This is a genomic window from Corynebacterium sp. HMSC074C01 (genome assembly GCF_001814605.1).
Taxonomy (GTDB): domain Bacteria; phylum Actinomycetota; class Actinomycetes; order Mycobacteriales; family Mycobacteriaceae; genus Corynebacterium.
This window is the reverse complement of record NZ_KV817272.1, coordinates 58,907-76,598: the sequence shown is the minus strand read 5'-3', so window position 1 is coordinate 76,598 and position 17,692 is coordinate 58,907. Positions and strand designations below refer to the sequence as shown.

Sequence of the window (17,692 nt, the reverse complement as noted above, 5' to 3'; positions counted from 1 at the left end):
CTCCGATCGGTCGAGGGATTCACTGCAGAAATAGTATCGTAGTGGGCCATGCGCTTTCTCCCTGAGCTCGAAGGCGTGCGTGCGCTGGCTGCATTGGCAGTCGTGATCACGCACGTGTCCTTCCAGACGGCAACCGGTTGGGCCTGGGCTGAGCGCTTGGATTATGGGGTGGCGGTCTTCTTCGTGCTCAGCGGTTTCTTGCTGTGGCGCCGGCGGCATGCGCACACGGCGGGGCAGTATCTTCTTTCTCGTGTGGCGCGTTTGGCACCGCTGTATGTGGTGTGCGTGGTGGCGGTACTCGCCTTGCTTCCCGACGCTTCCCCCTTAACCTTCCCGCAAGTCATCACCAACCTGACCGGCACGCAGCTCTATATTGCTGACGGCTTGGTTCCCGGGTTAACGCAATTGTGGTCGCTGTGCGTGGAGTTCGCCTTCTATGCGGTGTTGCCGCTGTTGGCGTGGTTGTTGGATAGGCTTTCGGCGCGCCCGCGGGTTGCACTTATTGCTGGAGCTGGCGTGCTGAGTTTGTTCTGGGGTTTTCTGTCGTTTGTGGCCGGATATGAATCCGGCGATGTCAATACGCAGATTTGGCCGCCCGCGTATTTCTCGTGGTTTGCGGTGGGAATGTTGGCCGCGGAGGCGGAGGCAGCTGGCGTGCGTGTGCGCGCCGGGCGCATTGTGCGGCCCGCTTGTTGGGCGGTGGCGGCGGGCTGCGTGTGGCTGGCCAGCCGCGAGTGGTTCGGCCCGCAGGGCTTGGTGCATCCAGAACCGGGTGAGTTTGCGCGGCGCATTGCGGCGGGGGCCGTGTGCGGGGCGTGCATCGTGGTGCCGGTGGCGCTGGCGCCGCGCGAAAGCTGGCTCTCCTCCGCTGTGATGCGGGCGCTGGGCCGCTGGTCATATGGGGTTTTCATGTGGCATGTGGCGGTGCTGGCCATCGCCTTCCCGCTGTTGGGTGTGTCTGCCTTCTCGGGTGCTGCCTGGGATTTCGCGGTGGTGCTGGCTTTTACGGTGGTGGTCAGCTGCGTGCTGTCTGCTGCGACCTACGTGCTTGTCGAGGTCCCCGGCCGCGACCTCATCCGCTCCCTCGCCTTTACGCGCGGTCGCATCGCCGTTCCGCGTTCGTTGCCGCGCCAGGCAGATAACCCTGCCGGCTCCGCTTCTGCGAGCAATGCCAGTTCCGGATCCCTCGCCAGCCCTGCTGGCTCTGATGATTCCGCCGGTTCGGTGGGGTCGTAGACGGCACTTCACACATGGCATTTTCCAGAAGGCATTAGTCAAACGGTTTCCTTGCCCCCAAACAAACCTTTTATATCGCCGCAGATGGTTTCCTTGACCCCAAAGACACCTTCTGACTAATGCCTTTTGAGGGGAACCATATGCGGTGAGGCAGGGTACCTAGGGCGTGCTGCGGGGCGGGAGGCAGGCACAGGTAATGGCCGCGACGCAGAGCAGTTGCACGAGCAGCGAGTCGCCGGCGTAGCCCTCCGCGGGCCAAGGTGCGCGGGCGAGCATCGCGCCCGCGGCAAGGGTGAGCATACCCGCCAGATAGTCGGAGCGCAGCGTGGTCCAGCGGGTGATGGCCCACGCCGCGGCAGCGGCGGCCACACCGGGCAGACCTGCGACGAGAGCCATCGTTGCCGCAATGAGCAGGGCTAGCAGGACACGCGCCGAGGTAGACGAGTGAGCAACACGGGCGGGCGAGAGCATTTGGGAAGCTGCGGAGGATACCGGCAGGGCGGCATCGGCGACTGGGCTGGTCGAGGTTGTGTCGTGTGCTGCGTACGCCTCGGACGAAGCAGCGGAAGCAGTAGGCGAGGCGGGGGCAGCGGCTTGGGAGCGGGGGCCGCGGGCCATGACGAGCAGACACAGCGCGGTGGTCAGCGCGGCGAGCGCGCCGCCGAGGCCCAAGCCGACGCGATAGGCGCGGTCGGCAGCGAAAGACATGTGGAAGGTGCCGCCGGCACCGGCGGGGATGAGGAAGGCCTGCGTGTCGGCATCGATGGAGCGCGGTTCGAGGGGCAACGGTTCCGAGCTGGAGGCCGGCGTCGAGTCCGGCGCTGAATCTTGTGCTGAGTCTTGTGCTGAACCTGGCGTCGAGACCGCGGCTGTGCTGGGGGAGCGCAGCTCGCCGCGCAGGCCTTCGTTGAAGGCGCGTCCGGTGATGAGGAGGCGGTCGTGGTCGGCGGGCTCGATGGGCTCGCCGGAAGCGAGCGGGGTATAGCCGGAGTCGGCGGAGGACCCGGCTGCGGCGGCTTCCTGGTCAGAAGAAGCGGCTGAGTCCGCAGAAGATGCACGCGAGGAGGCGGGGAGGGGATCGGGCAAGGCAGACGCGGTATCGGTCAGCGCCGCCCAGTCGCCGGTGGTGCGCAGGAGGTGCTGACCGGCGGGAAGGTCGAGGGGGGAGTTGGGGGCGTGGGGGGAGCCGTCAATAAGCACTGTCTTCTCACCCGAGACCCGCACGGCCATATCGCGCGGGGCGGTAAAAGAGCGGATAAGGATGTGCTCGTTGTCCTGCTGGAAGAGGAACTGCTCGGCATCGGGTGAGGTATCGGGCACGGTGACGATGCGCCGCGGGGTGGGCTGATCCACGATGGAGGCCTCCGCAATTCCGGTGCGGCGCTGCGGCTCGATGCGGATGGTGGAGGCCTGCGCGCCGGGCACGCGAATATCGCGGGCGCGGTAGGCCTCCATGGTGACCGTCACCTTGGAATCGCCGTTGTGGATGGTCACCTCAGTCGTGCCCGTGGTCATCAGCCGCAGCGTGGGCGAGGTCCACGTGGAATCGGAGTGCAGCTCCAGCCAGCCGGAATCGCCTGGCGCTGGCCACCAGGCGGTGGAATTCTCACCGTCGACGGCCGCCGTGAGAGAGCGCGCCGGGTTCGCCCCGCCGAAGGAAGAGGCATCCGCGGCAGACGAGGACGCGGTGACGCGGCCATCGTGCTCCACCACCTGGGTCAGCGGGCCAGCAGAGGGGTAGTCGCGCAGCCGGTTGCGCACCGTCGATGGGTCGCTAGGGGCCAGCGGTGCGGAAACCGGGCCGGAAAGCGTGCCGTAGTTGCGGTCGCGCAAGGTGGGTGTGTCGGTGACGATATCGGCGTTGGAGGAGACGAGCTCGTGGGGACCGGAGAGGAGCGCGAGAGACTCCCCGCCGCCCGCCACGCGCGGCGGATCCGCAGGCGCCAGGTTCATGGAGAGGTCGCGGTCGAACACAACGACGTCGACCTCCCCGAAGGTGTGGACCTCGCCCGGGATGTGCTCCGAAGAACCAGAGATGAGGTCGTGGCGCACCGCGACGGCCCCGATACCGAGGCGCTGCAACACCACGGGTGCCGTGGCTGGGTCGCGCTCGATCTGCGCCATCACACCGTCCAGGCCACGGATCGCCTCGGGCGGGATGAGGGGGACGGCGTCGCGGACGGCCCAGGGGACGTCGAGAAGCGGCTGCGCCGGCTCATCGCGCGTCCACCCCCAGTCCTGCCGCGCAAAGGAGGCCGGGGGGTAGATGAGCACGCGCGTATCCAGGCTGTTCATGAAAGAAGCGGCCTCCTGCCAATAGCTTGGCACCTCTTCGTACGCCCCCTTCGGCAGCAGCCGGCCCGCCCACGCCGGGGCGGTCGCGCCCACCACCACGAGGCACACTAAAAGGCCCGCTGCTTCACGACGCCCCGGGGTCAACGTCCGCGGCAACCTCACGCGGGCGGCAATCGCGGCCACGCCGAGTACCAGCGGGATGCGCACCAGCGGGTCGAACTTGTGCACGTTGCGCAGCGCGGCCAAGGGGCCGTCGAGCGCGTCGAGATACCACGCGGCATGCGTGCCGAGCACGGCCACACCCACCAACAGCATGAAGGCCCACTCGCGCGGCAGGCGGGCCAGGCCCATGAGGCCTAAGGCGGCAACGCCGATGGTGACAAGCACGAAGACCGGCTCGGTGGCCAGCTCATTGCCGGCGACGCGCTCGGTATCCACAAACGGCGCCCAACTGGTGGTGCCGCGCAGGATTTCTGCCAGGTTGAGCCACCGCGTGGTCACGCCGGCGGACTCGATGAATTCCGTAAAAGGCGGGGCATAGCGGCCCAGGATGAGCAGCGGGGTAATCCACCACGCGGATACCGCAGCGCACCCGGCCAGCCACACCAGGCCAGCCTTGCCCGCGCGCCGCCACAGCAGAATCACACCCGCCGGCAGGCAGGCCGCCAGCGTGGCCGTGGCGTTGACCGCACCCATGCAGGCCACGGCGAGGACCGAGGGCGCGGCATTCCGCCAGCAAAGCCGGCCCGGCCGCAGGAAAGGAAGCAGCACCCAGGGTGCCAGCATGACCGGCCAGGTCTCCGAGGAAATCGCACCCAACGTGGTCAGCGTGCGCGGGGAGAGTGCGTAAAGCAGACCGCCGAGCAGCGCGGCAAAGCCAGGGGCGGCGGGAAGTACCGTGCGGACTAGGCGGAAGAAGCCCAGAAAGCCCACCGCAAGGACCAAGAACCACCAGGCGCGCTGCGCTATCCAATCCGGAAGTGGATCCGCCACCAAGAAAAACAAGCCCTGCGGGAACAGATAGCCATAGGCCTGGTTCTGCAACTGGCCCAGCGTGAAAGTATCGGTATAAGCATGCAGGGCGCCGGCCAAAAACCCAGCCGGGTTGGCCACCAGATCATGCTTGGTATCGGCCGCGGTCAGCCCCCACGGCTGCAGAAATACCACGAGGGCTAAAAAGAAAAGCCCCCCGATGCGTGCGCGCACGCTTACTCGCGGGAGCCGTACTCCGGCCCGCCCATCACGGCGTCGGAGGCCTTGACGGAATTATCGTTCGGCACGGCATCTGCCTGCGAGAACTGTGCGATACCCAGGATGGTCACGACCCCCAGCGCCACGCCAACGACCGCGCTACCCAGGGCCGGGCCCAGGGTGCGCTTGTTGAGGGAATCGCTATCGAATGCCATGGCGCCAGATTCTAGCAGCTCGACGCCGCCTTTTAGGAGAGGCTCTCTTCGTCGTCCTCATCATCGTTCTCCGGCGGAACGATGAATACCGGCAGGCCCGCATTGCGCACGATGTACTCAGCGGTGGAGTTGTTCCACAGCGAGCGGAAGCCCGTGAGTGCGCGGGTACCGGTGACGATGACGTCGATGTCGAGTTCTTGGGCGGCGTCGACAATCGCGCTCTGAATCGTCGTCACGGATTCCACCAAGTGGGCATGGCCCCGCAGCCCCAAGGTCTCCGCCTTGGCGATGCCCTGGCGGCAGATGGCGAGGGCCTCCTCGTAGGCCGGATCATCCTCCACGCTCTCCGGCGAGACCGTGGACTGGTGCAGCCCGGTGCGGCTGACGGCGCGGGCGGCCTGGCGCGCGGAGGGCTCCCAGGCGGTGAGGATTTCGACGTCGGTGGGGCGCAGCAGCCGCGCGGCGTACTCGAGGGCGCGGTCGGCGCGGTCGGAGCCGTCATAGGCAATGAGCATGGTCTCTCCGTTATTCATGTGGCCATCCTAACAACCGGTTGTTGCCCGTGCGGGTGCTTCAGGCACACTGGTGGGCATGAAAAAAGCTATGCCCGCCCTCCTGTTGAGTGCTATCTGTGCGCTAAGCGCGTGCAGTACGGAGCCTGAGCTTTCCGACGCCCCGCCCAGCAAATCCAGCGCCGCGGCCCCGAGCGCCGCGTCGGGCGATGCGGCACCACAGGAAGCCGCGCCCGAGGACGTCCGCGCCCGCGCCGCCGCCAAGCTCATGCCGCCTGCGCTGAACTATGACGATGCGCGCGCGAAGCTGGAGGCCGGCGTGGGCGGGCTCTTCATCCCGAGCTGGGCCGACCCCGAGCTGCTGAGCGATGGCCCGCGGGGAGTAAACGCTTTGCGTGAGGAGATGGGGCGCGACTTTGAAGTCTCCATCGATTTCGAGGGCGGGCGCGTGCAGCGCTTCTCCGAAATCTTGGGAGACTACCCCTCCCCGCAGGCCATGGCGGAAGGCCATAGCCCGGAGGAGGTCGAGGCCCTGGCCACGGAGATCGGCCACAGCCTGCGCGCCCACGGCGTGACGGTGGACTTCGCCCCCGTGCTCGATGTGGATGGGGGAGACCTGGAGGTCGTCGGTGACCGCGCCTTCTCCACCGACCCACAGGCCGCCGGCGAGTATGGCGCGGCCTTTGCCCGCGGGCTGCAGGCCGCCGGTGTGAAGGCCGTGTTCAAGCACTTCCCCGGCCACGGGCGCGCCTCCGGGGACACGCACCTGGGGGAGGCGGTGACCCCGCCGCTGGAAGAACTCTATGGACACGAGTTCGTGCCCTTTCACAACGCTCTCCCGCAAGCCCCGGAAGCAGCACTCATGATGGGACACCTCGTGGTCCCTGGTCTCGGCGAGGAGCCTGCCTCCCTCAACCCGCGGGCCTACCAGCTGGCCCGCGAGGAACTCGGCTTCGAGGGCACGATTTACACCGATGACCTGGGCGGAATGGCCTCTATTTCGGAGAACTTCAGCGTGCCGGAGGCCGTGGCCGCAGCCCTTGCTGCAGGTGCCGATATGCCGTTGTGGTCCACCGACGAGGACATTAACGCGGTCATTGATGCAGCTGCCGAAGTCGTGGTCCAGCAGGAGCGCGACTAGTAAAAACCAGCTGGCAGACGTTAATCTCGTACACGTGAAAAAGGCAATCGGACATAGGCAGCAGCAACGCAAGGGGCTCCAGGTGACTCTTGGCGTGCTCGTCGGCCTCCTACTCATCGCCGGCATCGCCTACGCGTGGGACGTGATGGCCAACCAGCACAAGGTTCCGCGCGCGACGTCGGTCGGCGGCGTGGACATCTCCCGCATGGAGCGCACCGCCGCGGTGGAGAAGCTGGAGCAGGAGCTTGGGGACGTCGCGGCCCAGCCCGTGGATATCCGCTCCGGGGAGAAAAGCTCGCAGCTTATCCCCCAGGACTCCGGCCTGAGCCTGAACTACCAGAAGGCCGTCGACGGCATTCCCGACGCTTCCCTGAACCCCCTCTCGCGCCTGTACAGCTTCATTAAGCCCACCCAGGAAATCCCTGTGGCTGTGGACATCGATGAGAACCAGCTCTCCGGCCAACTCGAGCGCGTGGGCAACGAGCTGAAGATCGAGCCGGAGGATGGAAACTTGGAGCTTATCGACGGCTCCCTCAAGGAGACCAAGCCCAAGCTCGGCCAGGCAGTGGACGAGGGGGAGCTGCACGAGGGCGTCGTCAAGCACTGGCTCGACCCCGAGGGCGTAGACGTCGAGCCGATGGTGGTGGAGCCGCAGATTAATGATGAAGCGATTGAGGCTATGCGCACCGGGGATGCCGCCCGCGCGCTGGATAATCCGCTAACCCTCAAGGGCGAGAACAACACCGCCGGCACCCTGCGCAAGCCGGAGATCTCCCAGTTTGTTTCCATCGCCGCTGAAGACGGCGAGCTGCGCCTCAAGGTAGATAAGGACCGCGCGCGCGAGCTTTTCCAAGAGCGCATGCAAGGCTCCGAGGTGCCCGGCACCAACGCCAAGATTTCCTTCAGCGGCAATGACAAGCAGATCACGCCGTCTGTGGATGGCTCCATCATCGACTGGGATAAGACCTTCGAGGGCTTCGAAGACCGCGTAAGCAGCGAGGACGACCGCGAATGGGACGCCGACTACAAGCCGGACCCCGCGGACTTCACCACGGAGATGGCAGAGAAGGCCACCTTCGATGACACCGTGTCTGAGTTCTCCACTGGCGGCTTCTCCGGGGCCTCCGGCACAAACATCCGGCTGGTAGCCCAGCAAGTCAACGGTGCCGTGGTTAACCCGGGTGAGACCTTCTCCCTCAACGGCTACACCGGCCCACGCGGTACCGCGCAGGGCTACGTAGAATCCGGCATCATCATCGACGGCCACGCCGGTACCGCCGTGGGCGGCGGCATCTCCCAGTTCGCCACCACCTTGTACAACGCCGCCTACTTCGCAGGCATGGAGGACGTCGCACACACCCCGCACTCCTATTACATTTCTCGCTACCCGGCCGGCCGCGAGGCCACCGTCTATGAAGGCGCGATTGACCTGCAGTTCAAGAACACCTCGAACCACCCGGTGCGCATTGAGACCGACTTCGGCAGCGATATCACCGTGCGCTTCAAGGGTGTGAAGACGGTCGACGTCGAATCCATCAACAACGGCCGCTGGGCCAAGACCGAGCCGCAGCGCAAGTCGGTGAGCGAGGATTGCTCGCCCTCCTCCGGCGCGCCGGGCTTCACCACCTCCGATACCCGCGTGATCAAGGACCTCTCCGGCAAGGAGATCTCCCGGGAGACCACCACCACGGTCTACGACCCGCAGCCCATCGTTACCTGCGGTTAAGCCATGACCCGGCCGATGCACACCGCGGTGAAGGACCCGGCGGACGTCGATCAGCTGGCCCAGCACCCGGTTGCCTTCCGCCGCGTGGCCGGCCTGTTTGCCCCGCACCGCGGCACGCTGCTGCTGGTGGTGGCGCTCATCATCGCCACCTCCGGGCTGACGGTGGTGCAGCCTTTCCTGGTGCGCCGCACCGTGGACGAGGCCATTCCCAACCACGACACCGCACTGCTGTTGTGGCTGGGGGGGGGCATGCTGGCCATCACCGTGGTCTCCCAGGCCATCGGCGTTATCCAGTCCTTTCTGTCGGCGCGGGTGGGGCACACCATCATGCACGAGCTGCGCACGCAGGTCTTTGCCAACCTGCAGCGCCAGTCGCTGCAGTTCTTTACCAATAACCGCGGCGGTGAGATTCAGTCGCGCCTGACCAATGACATCGCGGCGATGCGCGGCATGGTGACCACAACCGCGACATCCGTGGCCAGCAACCTCACCATGACTGTGGCTACGTTGGTGGCGATGGTGGCGCTTTCGCCTACCCTCTCGCTTTTGTCCCTGGTGGTACTGCCGCCTGCAGTGTGGCTGACCCGCCGCGCCGCCGTTCTGCGCCGCAGCCTCATGGAGAAAAACAGCCGCGCGCAGGCGACGCTGCAGCAGACCATTTCGGAGAACCTGTCCGTGTCCGGCATGCGCCTGGCGGCCACGCTGGGTGCGCAGGAGCGCGTCTATGACGGCTTTGAGAAAACCTCCCGCTCCCTCATCCGTTTGGAGCTGGAATCGCAGTTGGCCGGGCGCTGGCGCATGGCGCTGACGCAAATCATCTTCGGCGTGATGCCGGCCCTGATTTACCTGGCGGCCGGCTTGCGCCCGGGCATTACGATTGGCACGCTCATCGCCTTTTCCACCCTGCAGACCCAGATCTTCCGTCCCATTACCGGCCTGCTCAACGTGGGCGCGCAGTGGGTGGCGTCGATGGCGCTGTTTAGCCGCATCTTCGAGTACCTGGACCTGGAGCCCGAACTCACCGAGGCCACCCAGCCCGCCCAGCTTGCCGACGCCTCCCTCACCCTCCAGCACGTCTCCTACCGCTACCCCGGCACCGACACCGACGCGCTTTCCGACGTCTCCCTTTCCATCCCCGCCCACACCACCACCGCGCTAGTGGGGCATACCGGGTCCGGCAAGTCCACGGTGGCCGCACTTTTTGCGCGCCTTGCCGATCCGACCGAAGGCACCGTGCACCTGGGCGGGGTCGACCTGCGCGATATTCCACCTGAGCAGCGCGCGGAGGTCATTGGCGTGGTCTCCCAGGAGACCTACCTGATTCACGGCACAGTGCGGGAGAACCTCCTCTTTGCGCAGCCCGATGCCAGCGAGGAACAGATGTGGGCGGCGCTTAACGCCGCGCGCGTGGACGAGGTCATCGCCGCGCTGCCGGAAGGCCTGGACACAGTGGTGGGCTCGCGCGGCTACCGCTTCTCCGGCGGTGAGCAGCAGCGCCTTTCGCTTGCCCGCACGTTGCTGCGCCAACCACGGGTGCTCATCTTGGATGAGGCCACCTCCGCCCTCGACAACGAGACGGAGCGCGCCATCCAGGAGGCAGTGCTTGGCGCGAATGCTACCCGCTTGGTCATCGCCCACCGCCTGTCCACTATCCGCGATGCCGACCAGATCATCGTCCTCGACGCTGGCCGCGTGGTCGAGCGCGGCACCCACGCCGAGCTGCTTGCGTGCGGCGGTGCCTATGCGGCGCTTCTTCGTGCTGTCGACGAGGCTCAGAGTACGTAGAGAGCTCTTGTCAGGAATCTTAACGCTATTAACTCTTTGGTACGTGGGCTGTTGAAGGCTGAGAATCTAAATGAGTTCAGGGTACCTTGAGCGCTCTTGGTGACGCTTCCTTTTATGGGTCATCAAAGGGGATGTTCTACCTGGTGGTATTGGCAGCATATATGGTTCGTTTCGTCGTCGTTGGAAGGTGCTCTCTGGGAAGCTACTCTCCTGCGTGAAGCTTGCATTCTATGTAACGGGTGTAAAATCGAGCAGGCTTACCCCCTTAAAGGGGTAATGTGTTCAGTTTCACGCAAAACTAGATGACGTCTCGAAAGCATTAGTTGAACTGCAGAAGGAGTCTTCACGTTTGGGTGGACCGTGCGGATTCTTGAGAAGTTTAGCCGGTTTTGCGGGGGAGGAGCTTTAGTCGGGGACTTTGCCCAACACGCTGGGGTAGAATCTAGTTATGTAATCCACAGGCTATCGTTAGTTAAGGTTGGGGCCTGCGTAGACGTTTCCACCTGAAAACTACTCTCGGCAGGCGAAAGATTCTTAGCAACGAGTCAGGTCATGGTGTGTGAACCGTGGGGAATGGATTGCGCACAGCCAATGAGGCGCGGTGCCTCATTTCAGAACTCGTGTAAAGGACCAGTTTCCGTGAACAAGATCTCTCGTACCGCTCGTTCGGTTACTTTCGCTGCCGTCGTTGGCCTCTCTATGGGTATCTCCGCTCCGGGGGCCCTGGCGCAAGACGGTGCTGTCGATGCACAGCCTGCTGCTGAGCAGGGCGCCGTGAACAAGGCAAACATCAATTTCAACCAAAAGGGCTCTATCACCCTCTTCAAGAAGAAGGGTGCTGAGTCTGGTACTGCAGCTACCGGTCAAAAGATGGAAGGCGTTCCGGGCGAACCGCTCGCTGGCGTCACCTACAAGATCACCAAGCTCGATTACGATCTGCAGAACGGTGATTGGGCGACGTTCCCGAAGACCGCTGCTGATGCCAAGGGCCACGAGACCAAAACGACTTCTGAGCAGACCACCGGGGCTGACGGCAAGGTTGCCTTTGAGAACCTGGATCTGGGCATCTACCTCGTTGAGGAGACCGATGCTCCTGCCGGCATCGTTGCCGGTGCTCCGTTCATCGTATCGGTGCCGATGGTTAATAAGGCTTCCGATGCCTGGAACTACGACGTAGTGGCCTACCCGAAGAACACGGAAACCAAGACCGAGAAGACCGTCAAGGACGCCGACAAGCACATCCAGGACGCATACACCTACACCATTAACGCCGACGCTCCGACCTGGGGCGAGGGCAAGAGCCTGACGGCCTTCCGCTTCGAGGATCAGCTGGACCAGCGCCTTGATTTCCAGGAGGTCACTGAAGTTAAGGCTGGCGATACGGTTCTGGGCGAGGGCGACTATACAGTCAATAACCCTGCTGAAAACGGCAACAACCTCGTCGTAACCCTGACCGAACAGGGCCTTGCCAAGGTTAAGTCCGGTGACAAGATGTCCCTGACCTTCGAGGTCAAGCGCAAGGCGGTTGGCGACACCACTGAGCTGAAGAACCAGGCTGATGTCATCTTCAATAACCCGAACACCGGCAACGAGGTCAAAAACAAGACCAACGAGGTCGTGACCTACCACGGCAAGCTGAAGGTTGTGAAGAAGGACGGCAAGGAAGCCGGCAAGGTTCTGCAGGGCGCGGAGTTCGAGCTCTACCGATGTGCCTCCGCGCAGGATAAGCTCGAGAACCCGCTGACGGTAAACGGCGCGAAAAAGTGGACCACCGGCGCCGACGGTACCTTCACCATCGATGGCCTGCACGTCACCGACTTCGAGGATGGCAAGGAGGTTGTTCCGGCAAGCAAGAAGTTCTGTCTGAAGGAGACCAAGGCTCCGGCTGGCTACGCCAAGCTGGACAAGCCGGTGGAGATCAACTTCACCCGCAAGGACATCGCAGCTACCGGAGAAGGTGACGACGCGGTGACTCTGGTTGCTAACGTTGACAACGTCAAGCAGGATACCCCGAACCTGCCGAATACTGGTGGTGCCGGTGTGGGCATCCTGGCTGCTATTGGCGCAGCGATTGTTGCTGCTGGTGCTTGGTTCGCTCGTCGTACCGCGCGCAACTAATAGCCGGGCATAGTTCCGGTGGCGCAGACTGTCCATGATGGTCTGCGCTGCGGGTCGGGTAATCAAAATATGGTGCTCGACCCAGTGAGGGGACTGGGCTAGGTATAGACTTCAGTCCCCTTCATTCTCTTTCGTTGTAATCCCGGTCGCGCTGCGCTAGCGCGTGGGACATTCTTTTGGGTGGTGCGGGTCGTTGACTACGGTGGTAGGCCAAAATGCAGGCCGACGGCACAGGCGCCGTGGAGGCCTAGTCCTTCCGGCGGTAATCGTTGTCGTTGGGTTGTTGGTGATGCTGTACCCAGTGGTCTCGACCGCATGGAACAATTGGAACGCCTCAAGAGTGGCGCAGGAATATGCGCGACTGGATAAAGAGACACCGGCGCAGGTGCAGGATTCGGTGTGGGATGCTGCACATGCATACAACGAAGAACATACGTCGGGTCCGATCTTGGATCCGTGGCTGAACCGTATCGGGGTAGACAATCCCGACTATGAGGCTTATTTGAAGCAGTTGGGTGAGACCGAAGCGATGGCCCGCCTCGTGTTCCCAGCAGTAGACGTTGATCTTCCGGTGTTTCATGGCACCGCAGATAAGACACTGCAGCGTGGTTTGGGGCATTTGTATGGTTCTGACCTGCCGGTCGGTGGATCAGGAACCCATTCCGTCATTACGGGGCATACGGGTCTGGCAAATTCGACGATGTTTGATCACCTCGACTCTGCCACCGAGGGAGATGTGTTCTATATCCAGGTTGCTGGCCACAAATTGAAGTACGTCGTAGACGACATTCAAGTTGTGCTGCCGAGCGAGGTAGATGGCCTACGGCCAGTCGCTGATCAGGATTACGTCACACTGATTACGTGCACCCCGTACGGGATCAACACGCATCGCTTGCTGGTGCGTGGCCATCAGGTTCCTATGGAGCCTGGGGAGGAGTCGGTGTTTGAAAACTCCCATGGTCCGGGCTGGCAATGGTGGATGTACGCGCTGTTGGCTGCGGTGATTGTCATTGGGTGTTGGCTGGTGTGGTGGCTGCGTCGCCAGAAGGCGGCTACCGGGGTGCAAGAAGTTATTAATAAGGAAAGTAGCGTGCGGGAGTAAGGCGATGAAGAGGTTGACAAATGCATGGTCGGCCCGAGTGGTTGCCGTCGGAGTAGCGTGTGCGGTTGCGTTCGCAGGGCCGGGCGTCGTTGCTGCAGAAGCGGTGCAGGTTGCCGGGCAGCAGTCCACTGGTGCGGAACGCACTTCGGCTACGGATACAGTGACAATCCGGCTGACACAAGGCAATCCCAACGACGATGGCCAGCCGCCCTCGGGAAAAATCCAAGGTGTCACAATTCATCTGGACCGGCTTGCCGGCTTGGACCCGACCAACGCTGACGACGCAGCCCGCGTACGGAACGCGAATCTCGACGAGGTTCGTGATTGGCGCACCGATGTGCACGTGGATCTGGTCACCAATGCCAATGGCGAGGTGACGTTTGATGGTCTAGCTCATGGCTTCTATGTGGTGACGTCTACAGCGCCGGATGATTCCTACCGAGAGATAAACCCGTTTGTGGTGGCGGTTCCATTCCACACGGTGGTAGATAACCCGAAACCAGTACCAGGAGTAATCGTGGCTAAGACCCACAAACCGGGTGAAACGCCGACGCCACCCACGTCGTCATCTGCTCCGAGCGCTCCGCCGTCACGCCCGGATACCCCGCAAACACCTCCGAACTATCCACCGACTAAACCAGGGAAGCCACCTCACCAACCCGAGACAACGCCGCCGGGTACTCCAAGTGCCGGTAAGACCTCAACCCCAGTAACGTCGTCGGGCAATGGTGGCTCATTGGCGATGACCGGTGCACAGGTAATCGGTGTAGTAGCCGCAGCGTTGGCATTGATTGCCACTGGTTTCGTGATGATTGCCTTTAGCCGTAGGAAGAATTCAGAAAGCGAGGGACGCTAATGTCCTGGACAGATTCTCATCCGGTCGAGCCGGTTGTGTACCGCTGGCGTGCTCTTGCGGCGTTCATTGCTGCACTGGCTCTCGTTGTTGGTGTTGCTGCACCGGCTGCTCTGCCCGGAATCGTTGGTGCCGTAGCCGAAGCACAAACCACAACCCTGCGCACCAAGCTCGATTCCGCAGACCAACTGAGCCTGACTGTTGGCGACTCCGCAACATTTGAAGGCCACTTTGTTGACGCCGGAACCGTGGAGGAGTTGGAATTCACTGTTGAGACTGCAGGACTGGAGTTCGACGGCTCGGCCTACACACTGACTATCGACGGCGAAGTGATCCCCGTCCGCGAAGGAGACAACCTCGTTGTAAAATCAACCAGTTCTTCAGTGACTTTCCGAATCGCTGGCCTTTCTACTGACGTGCCAGCAGGGGCAGCTTTCTCACTGAAGATCCCAGCGGTCGCAGAGGAATCCGAACTGAGCGGGATGTCCGTCGACGTGCGTGGAGTAGCCGAGGAGACTACCAGCACGTCATCACCTGAATCCAGCGAAGCCTTAGAAGCCCCTTCGGAGGTGACTGAGCCGCTTGATATTGCTGACGTTGACGCGGCCCCAGCCCGTCTGATGGCGGCGCCGAACATTACCCCGTACGCTGCAGGCGACCGCACCATCACGATGGTAAACGATGGATACGTGCTCAAGGGAAGCCGCTATATCCCGAACTTTAAGATTCCGGACGGTGAGCTTTTTGGCGGCCAGCTGTCCATTCCGCAAGGCACGGTGGTTACCCTCAAATCCAGCGTTAACAGTTATTTATCGACTAACCCTGATGACCTGACGATCTATTACACCGGTGCCAACGGAGGTTGGTATGAGGCGAAGGTGACCTACAAAAGGATTAGCGCCAAGGAATACCAAGTCATCCTGCCGCAGATTACTATTGGTGGCACCGCACAGATTCAGTTTAAGGGTGTTCACCGCGGGCCAGCCAATACAGTGTTTACAGCTTCCTTCACCGTTCCTGCGAAAGAGGAGTGCCAAGATCCGGTTACAAGCAGACAGCCAAAGCGCGATCTCACCCCAGCTGAATTTGCCGACGGTAGCCCTGTCTACGTTGTAACCAGTGAACCTAAGGATCTTCGCCGAGACACTTCCATTCTGAGCCGTCAAGTCAACCAAGGCCGAGACTTTCGCCAGGTGGGAGAGTCCACTCCCTGGGTGTACAACGCCCTCGCCTTCAACTCGAGTGATAACTGGCTTTATGCGGTAAGCCAGATTCGCGGTCAAAATGGTGATCCCTGCTACCCTGCAGGAAATCTCCTGCAGATTAATCCGGCAACCGGTGAAGTATATAATCTTGGGCCTATTTTAAAGGCCGGAAGCACCGGTACCCCTTTCGAAACGAACGGCGATCGGGATGTGCTTAACGCGGGCGTGTATACCAGCGAGGGTTTCTTCGTGGGCAATACGTCTACCTCTGGTACTCGGCACCTTTATAAGGTTGACGTCGACAAAGTCACTGCTGAACGTGTGTTCGGAAACCAGCGGTCTTTTTCGGAGGACTGGGCGGTGCTCCCGCAAGCCCAGAAGTATATGTGGGGTTTCCAGAGTAGGGACAGGGCAGGTGATAAGCTTATCCTCGAACGCATTGACACACAGACCGGCGCAATCACGACCTGGGATCTCACCGGCATCAAGACTTTGGATGGGCGCACGATCTCGAACCCCTCTGCTTCTTGGGGCAAGGCGTGGACCTACTCCAATGGAAACCTGGGTTTTGGCTCGGGTAGTCGGAATGCGAATCAGCTGGGCTTTGAGTTGAAAATCAGTAATCCGGATTCCGGTAGTCCGACGTTCGAGTTGGTCAACATAATGAACAACCTGCCTGCTTCATTTAACACGGACGCGGCCTCCGACCTAGTTCCGCCGCCGCCAGCGCTGCGATCAAACATTGCGGTGAAGAAGCAACGCTCGGAGACCAAGGTGGTAAACGGAGAGGTGCGTACTTTCTGGACCATCTCCGTGGAAAACACCACGGATAACACCAGTTCGGGCGGCACATTCTGGGAATACCTACCAACGGATACTCACTATGGAGTGAACGCTTCCGGTCCCACTGCGAAATTCGAGGGATTTGGAGCAGGATCTACCGAGGTCAACGGTCAAAAGCCCGGGCCTGATCAGATTGCGCCGGGAACTGGTATTTATGCAGGCATGATTGTCCCATCCGGAGCGGACGGTGAGTCCCGATACATGATGGGCTATGTTGGTACTCTTCCAGGGCACGCGAAGGTAGAGTATGTCGTCTCTGCGCCGGTGCGAACAGATGAATACGGGAACCTCAAGACGGTATGTAGTCCGAACAAGGTTGCTTTCCAGGCTACGGACGGGGAGTCTAGCCCGCCTGAAGATGACAACGTCGCTACTGAAGCCTGTTTCAATAAGGTTGCCGTCGACAACACACCGCAACCTGTTCCTGGTGCAGCGAATGAATATACCGCGAAGTACAACGTCGTAGTTGAGGCACCGGACGCACCTGGCTTCGACACCAACGACGTGATCTACGGCAAGCTCACGGACACCCCGAAGTTTGTTGGTGCTGCCACGGTTACTGGGGCCACTGTGATCTTCAAGGACGAGTTCAACAAGACCAGCCAGCCGCGTGCGTACCAAGGTGCCGGCCCCTTTGAGCTCAACAAGAATGACACTCCGAAGATCATTAAACCCAAGGGTGTTGATGGAAGCACTGGGCAGCACGTCTACGAGGTAACGGTGCGTTTCAAGCTGGATCGTTCAAAGCTGGACAGCACCTCTGTACCCGCCGGCTACCCGAGCCAACCTTCAGGAAACACCCGCTGCTACACCAAGGGTGGCCTGTACGAGCCTAAATTTGGCCTCATGAATGAGGCAGAAATGGGCGGCTGGAAGGATACTGACTGTATCCCGCTGGAGACCAAGGAAACGATGGACGTCCTGCTCGAAAAGGCGAGCTATAACCCGGACAACCCGGACGAGATCCAAACCGACGGGTTGCTTGGCGGCGCGCAGTTCACCGTCCACCGCAGTGATGCTAACGGCAACCTGAAGCTAAACGCGGATGGCAGCGTCAACGTTGATGCTAACCCCGTGGTGAAGCAGTCCACGACCACCACCACAGGCCGCGTCAAGCTCGAAGGCTTGGATGCCCCTGGCGTTTATTACCTCATCGAGACGAAGGCGCCGAACGGCTATAACCTGCTGCCCGCGCCGATCAAGTTCTCGACGGAGTGGGATCAGAATGGCAATGCAGTCATCAAGGTGCTCTCCGGAGGGACCGCGATCACCAGTAATAGGTGCGCTGAGTCTGACACCGCTGCCAACTGTGTGAAGAAGATCGGCGTCCTTCAGGTCGCTGACATCACCAAGGGTGCACTGCCCAAGACCGGTGGTGAGGGCGTAGGCCTGTGGGCGCTCGCTGGTGGCGCGATTGTCGCGGCAGGGTGCCTCGCTTTGCGACGTCGCCCGGCATAGAACCACCGCTTG

At 62.0% G+C, this 17,692-nt stretch carries 11 protein-coding genes; 8 read left to right on the top strand and 3 right to left on the bottom strand.

What is annotated here, in order from left to right; all coding sequences use genetic code 11:
- The first annotated feature begins 48 nt into the window (after positions 1-48).
- Entirely contained in the window at positions 49-1,236 is a 1,188-nt protein-coding gene (locus HMPREF2978_RS04090; RefSeq protein WP_010188600.1) for an acyltransferase family protein, read from the top strand.
- 159 nt (positions 1,237-1,395) lie between these two features.
- Here the strand turns inward: HMPREF2978_RS04090 and HMPREF2978_RS04085 are convergent, their stop codons facing one another.
- Genes HMPREF2978_RS04085 through HMPREF2978_RS04075 form a run of 3 tightly spaced genes read right to left on the bottom strand, consistent with a single transcriptional unit; the run spans position 1,396 to position 5,470 of the window.
- Positions 1,396-4,737, bottom strand: a complete 3,342-nt coding sequence (locus HMPREF2978_RS04085; protein WP_070744215.1) for an alpha-(1->3)-arabinofuranosyltransferase domain-containing protein — start codon at positions 4,735-4,737, stop codon at positions 1,396-1,398.
- 2 nt (positions 4,738-4,739) lie between these two features.
- A complete protein-coding gene (locus HMPREF2978_RS04080; RefSeq protein WP_010188604.1) occupies positions 4,740-4,937 on the bottom strand; it encodes a DUF2613 domain-containing protein in 198 nt (65 codons plus the stop codon).
- Positions 4,938-4,969: 32 nt separating this feature from the next.
- The gene (locus tag HMPREF2978_RS04075) at positions 4,970-5,470 is read right to left on the bottom strand and encodes a universal stress protein (protein WP_070744213.1); all 501 of its coding nucleotides are present in this window, start codon (positions 5,468-5,470) and stop codon (positions 4,970-4,972) included.
- Positions 5,471-5,528: 58 nt separating this feature from the next.
- Here HMPREF2978_RS04075 and HMPREF2978_RS04070 point away from each other — a divergent pair, with 58 nt between their 5' ends.
- The 7 genes from HMPREF2978_RS04070 to HMPREF2978_RS04045 all read left to right on the top strand — a co-directional run bounded on the left by HMPREF2978_RS04070 (position 5,529) and on the right by HMPREF2978_RS04045 (position 17,680).
- On the top strand, positions 5,529-6,590 hold the full coding sequence (locus HMPREF2978_RS04070; RefSeq protein ID WP_070744211.1) for a glycoside hydrolase family 3 N-terminal domain-containing protein: 1,062 nt from the start codon (positions 5,529-5,531) through the stop codon (positions 6,588-6,590).
- A gap of 34 nt (positions 6,591-6,624) precedes the next feature.
- Positions 6,625-8,316 carry a VanW family protein gene (locus HMPREF2978_RS04065; protein ID WP_210398332.1) on the top strand — a complete coding sequence of 564 codons (1,692 nt, stop codon included), beginning with the start codon at positions 6,625-6,627 and terminating at the stop codon, positions 8,314-8,316.
- A 3-nt stretch (positions 8,317-8,319) separates the two neighbouring features.
- A complete protein-coding gene (locus HMPREF2978_RS04060; protein WP_070744207.1) occupies positions 8,320-10,101 on the top strand; it encodes an ABC transporter ATP-binding protein in 1,782 nt (593 codons plus the stop codon).
- A 639-nt stretch (positions 10,102-10,740) separates the two neighbouring features.
- On the top strand, positions 10,741-12,219 hold the full coding sequence (locus HMPREF2978_RS04055) for a SpaH/EbpB family LPXTG-anchored major pilin (RefSeq protein WP_070744205.1): 1,479 nt from the start codon (positions 10,741-10,743) through the stop codon (positions 12,217-12,219).
- Positions 12,220-12,412: 193 nt separating this feature from the next.
- Positions 12,413-13,321, top strand: a complete 909-nt coding sequence (locus HMPREF2978_RS04050; RefSeq protein WP_049378962.1) for a class C sortase — start codon at positions 12,413-12,415, stop codon at positions 13,319-13,321.
- Between the two features lie 4 nt (positions 13,322-13,325).
- Positions 13,326-14,177 (top strand): SpaA isopeptide-forming pilin-related protein, encoded by an 852-nt coding sequence (locus HMPREF2978_RS12760; RefSeq protein WP_083312490.1) that lies wholly within the window; start codon positions 13,326-13,328, stop codon positions 14,175-14,177.
- Positions 14,177-17,680 (top strand): DUF6923 family protein, encoded by a 3,504-nt coding sequence (locus HMPREF2978_RS04045; protein WP_070744203.1) that lies wholly within the window; start codon positions 14,177-14,179, stop codon positions 17,678-17,680. Before HMPREF2978_RS12760 ends, HMPREF2978_RS04045 begins: the two co-directional genes overlap by 1 nt.
- Positions 17,681-17,692 lie beyond the last annotated feature (12 nt).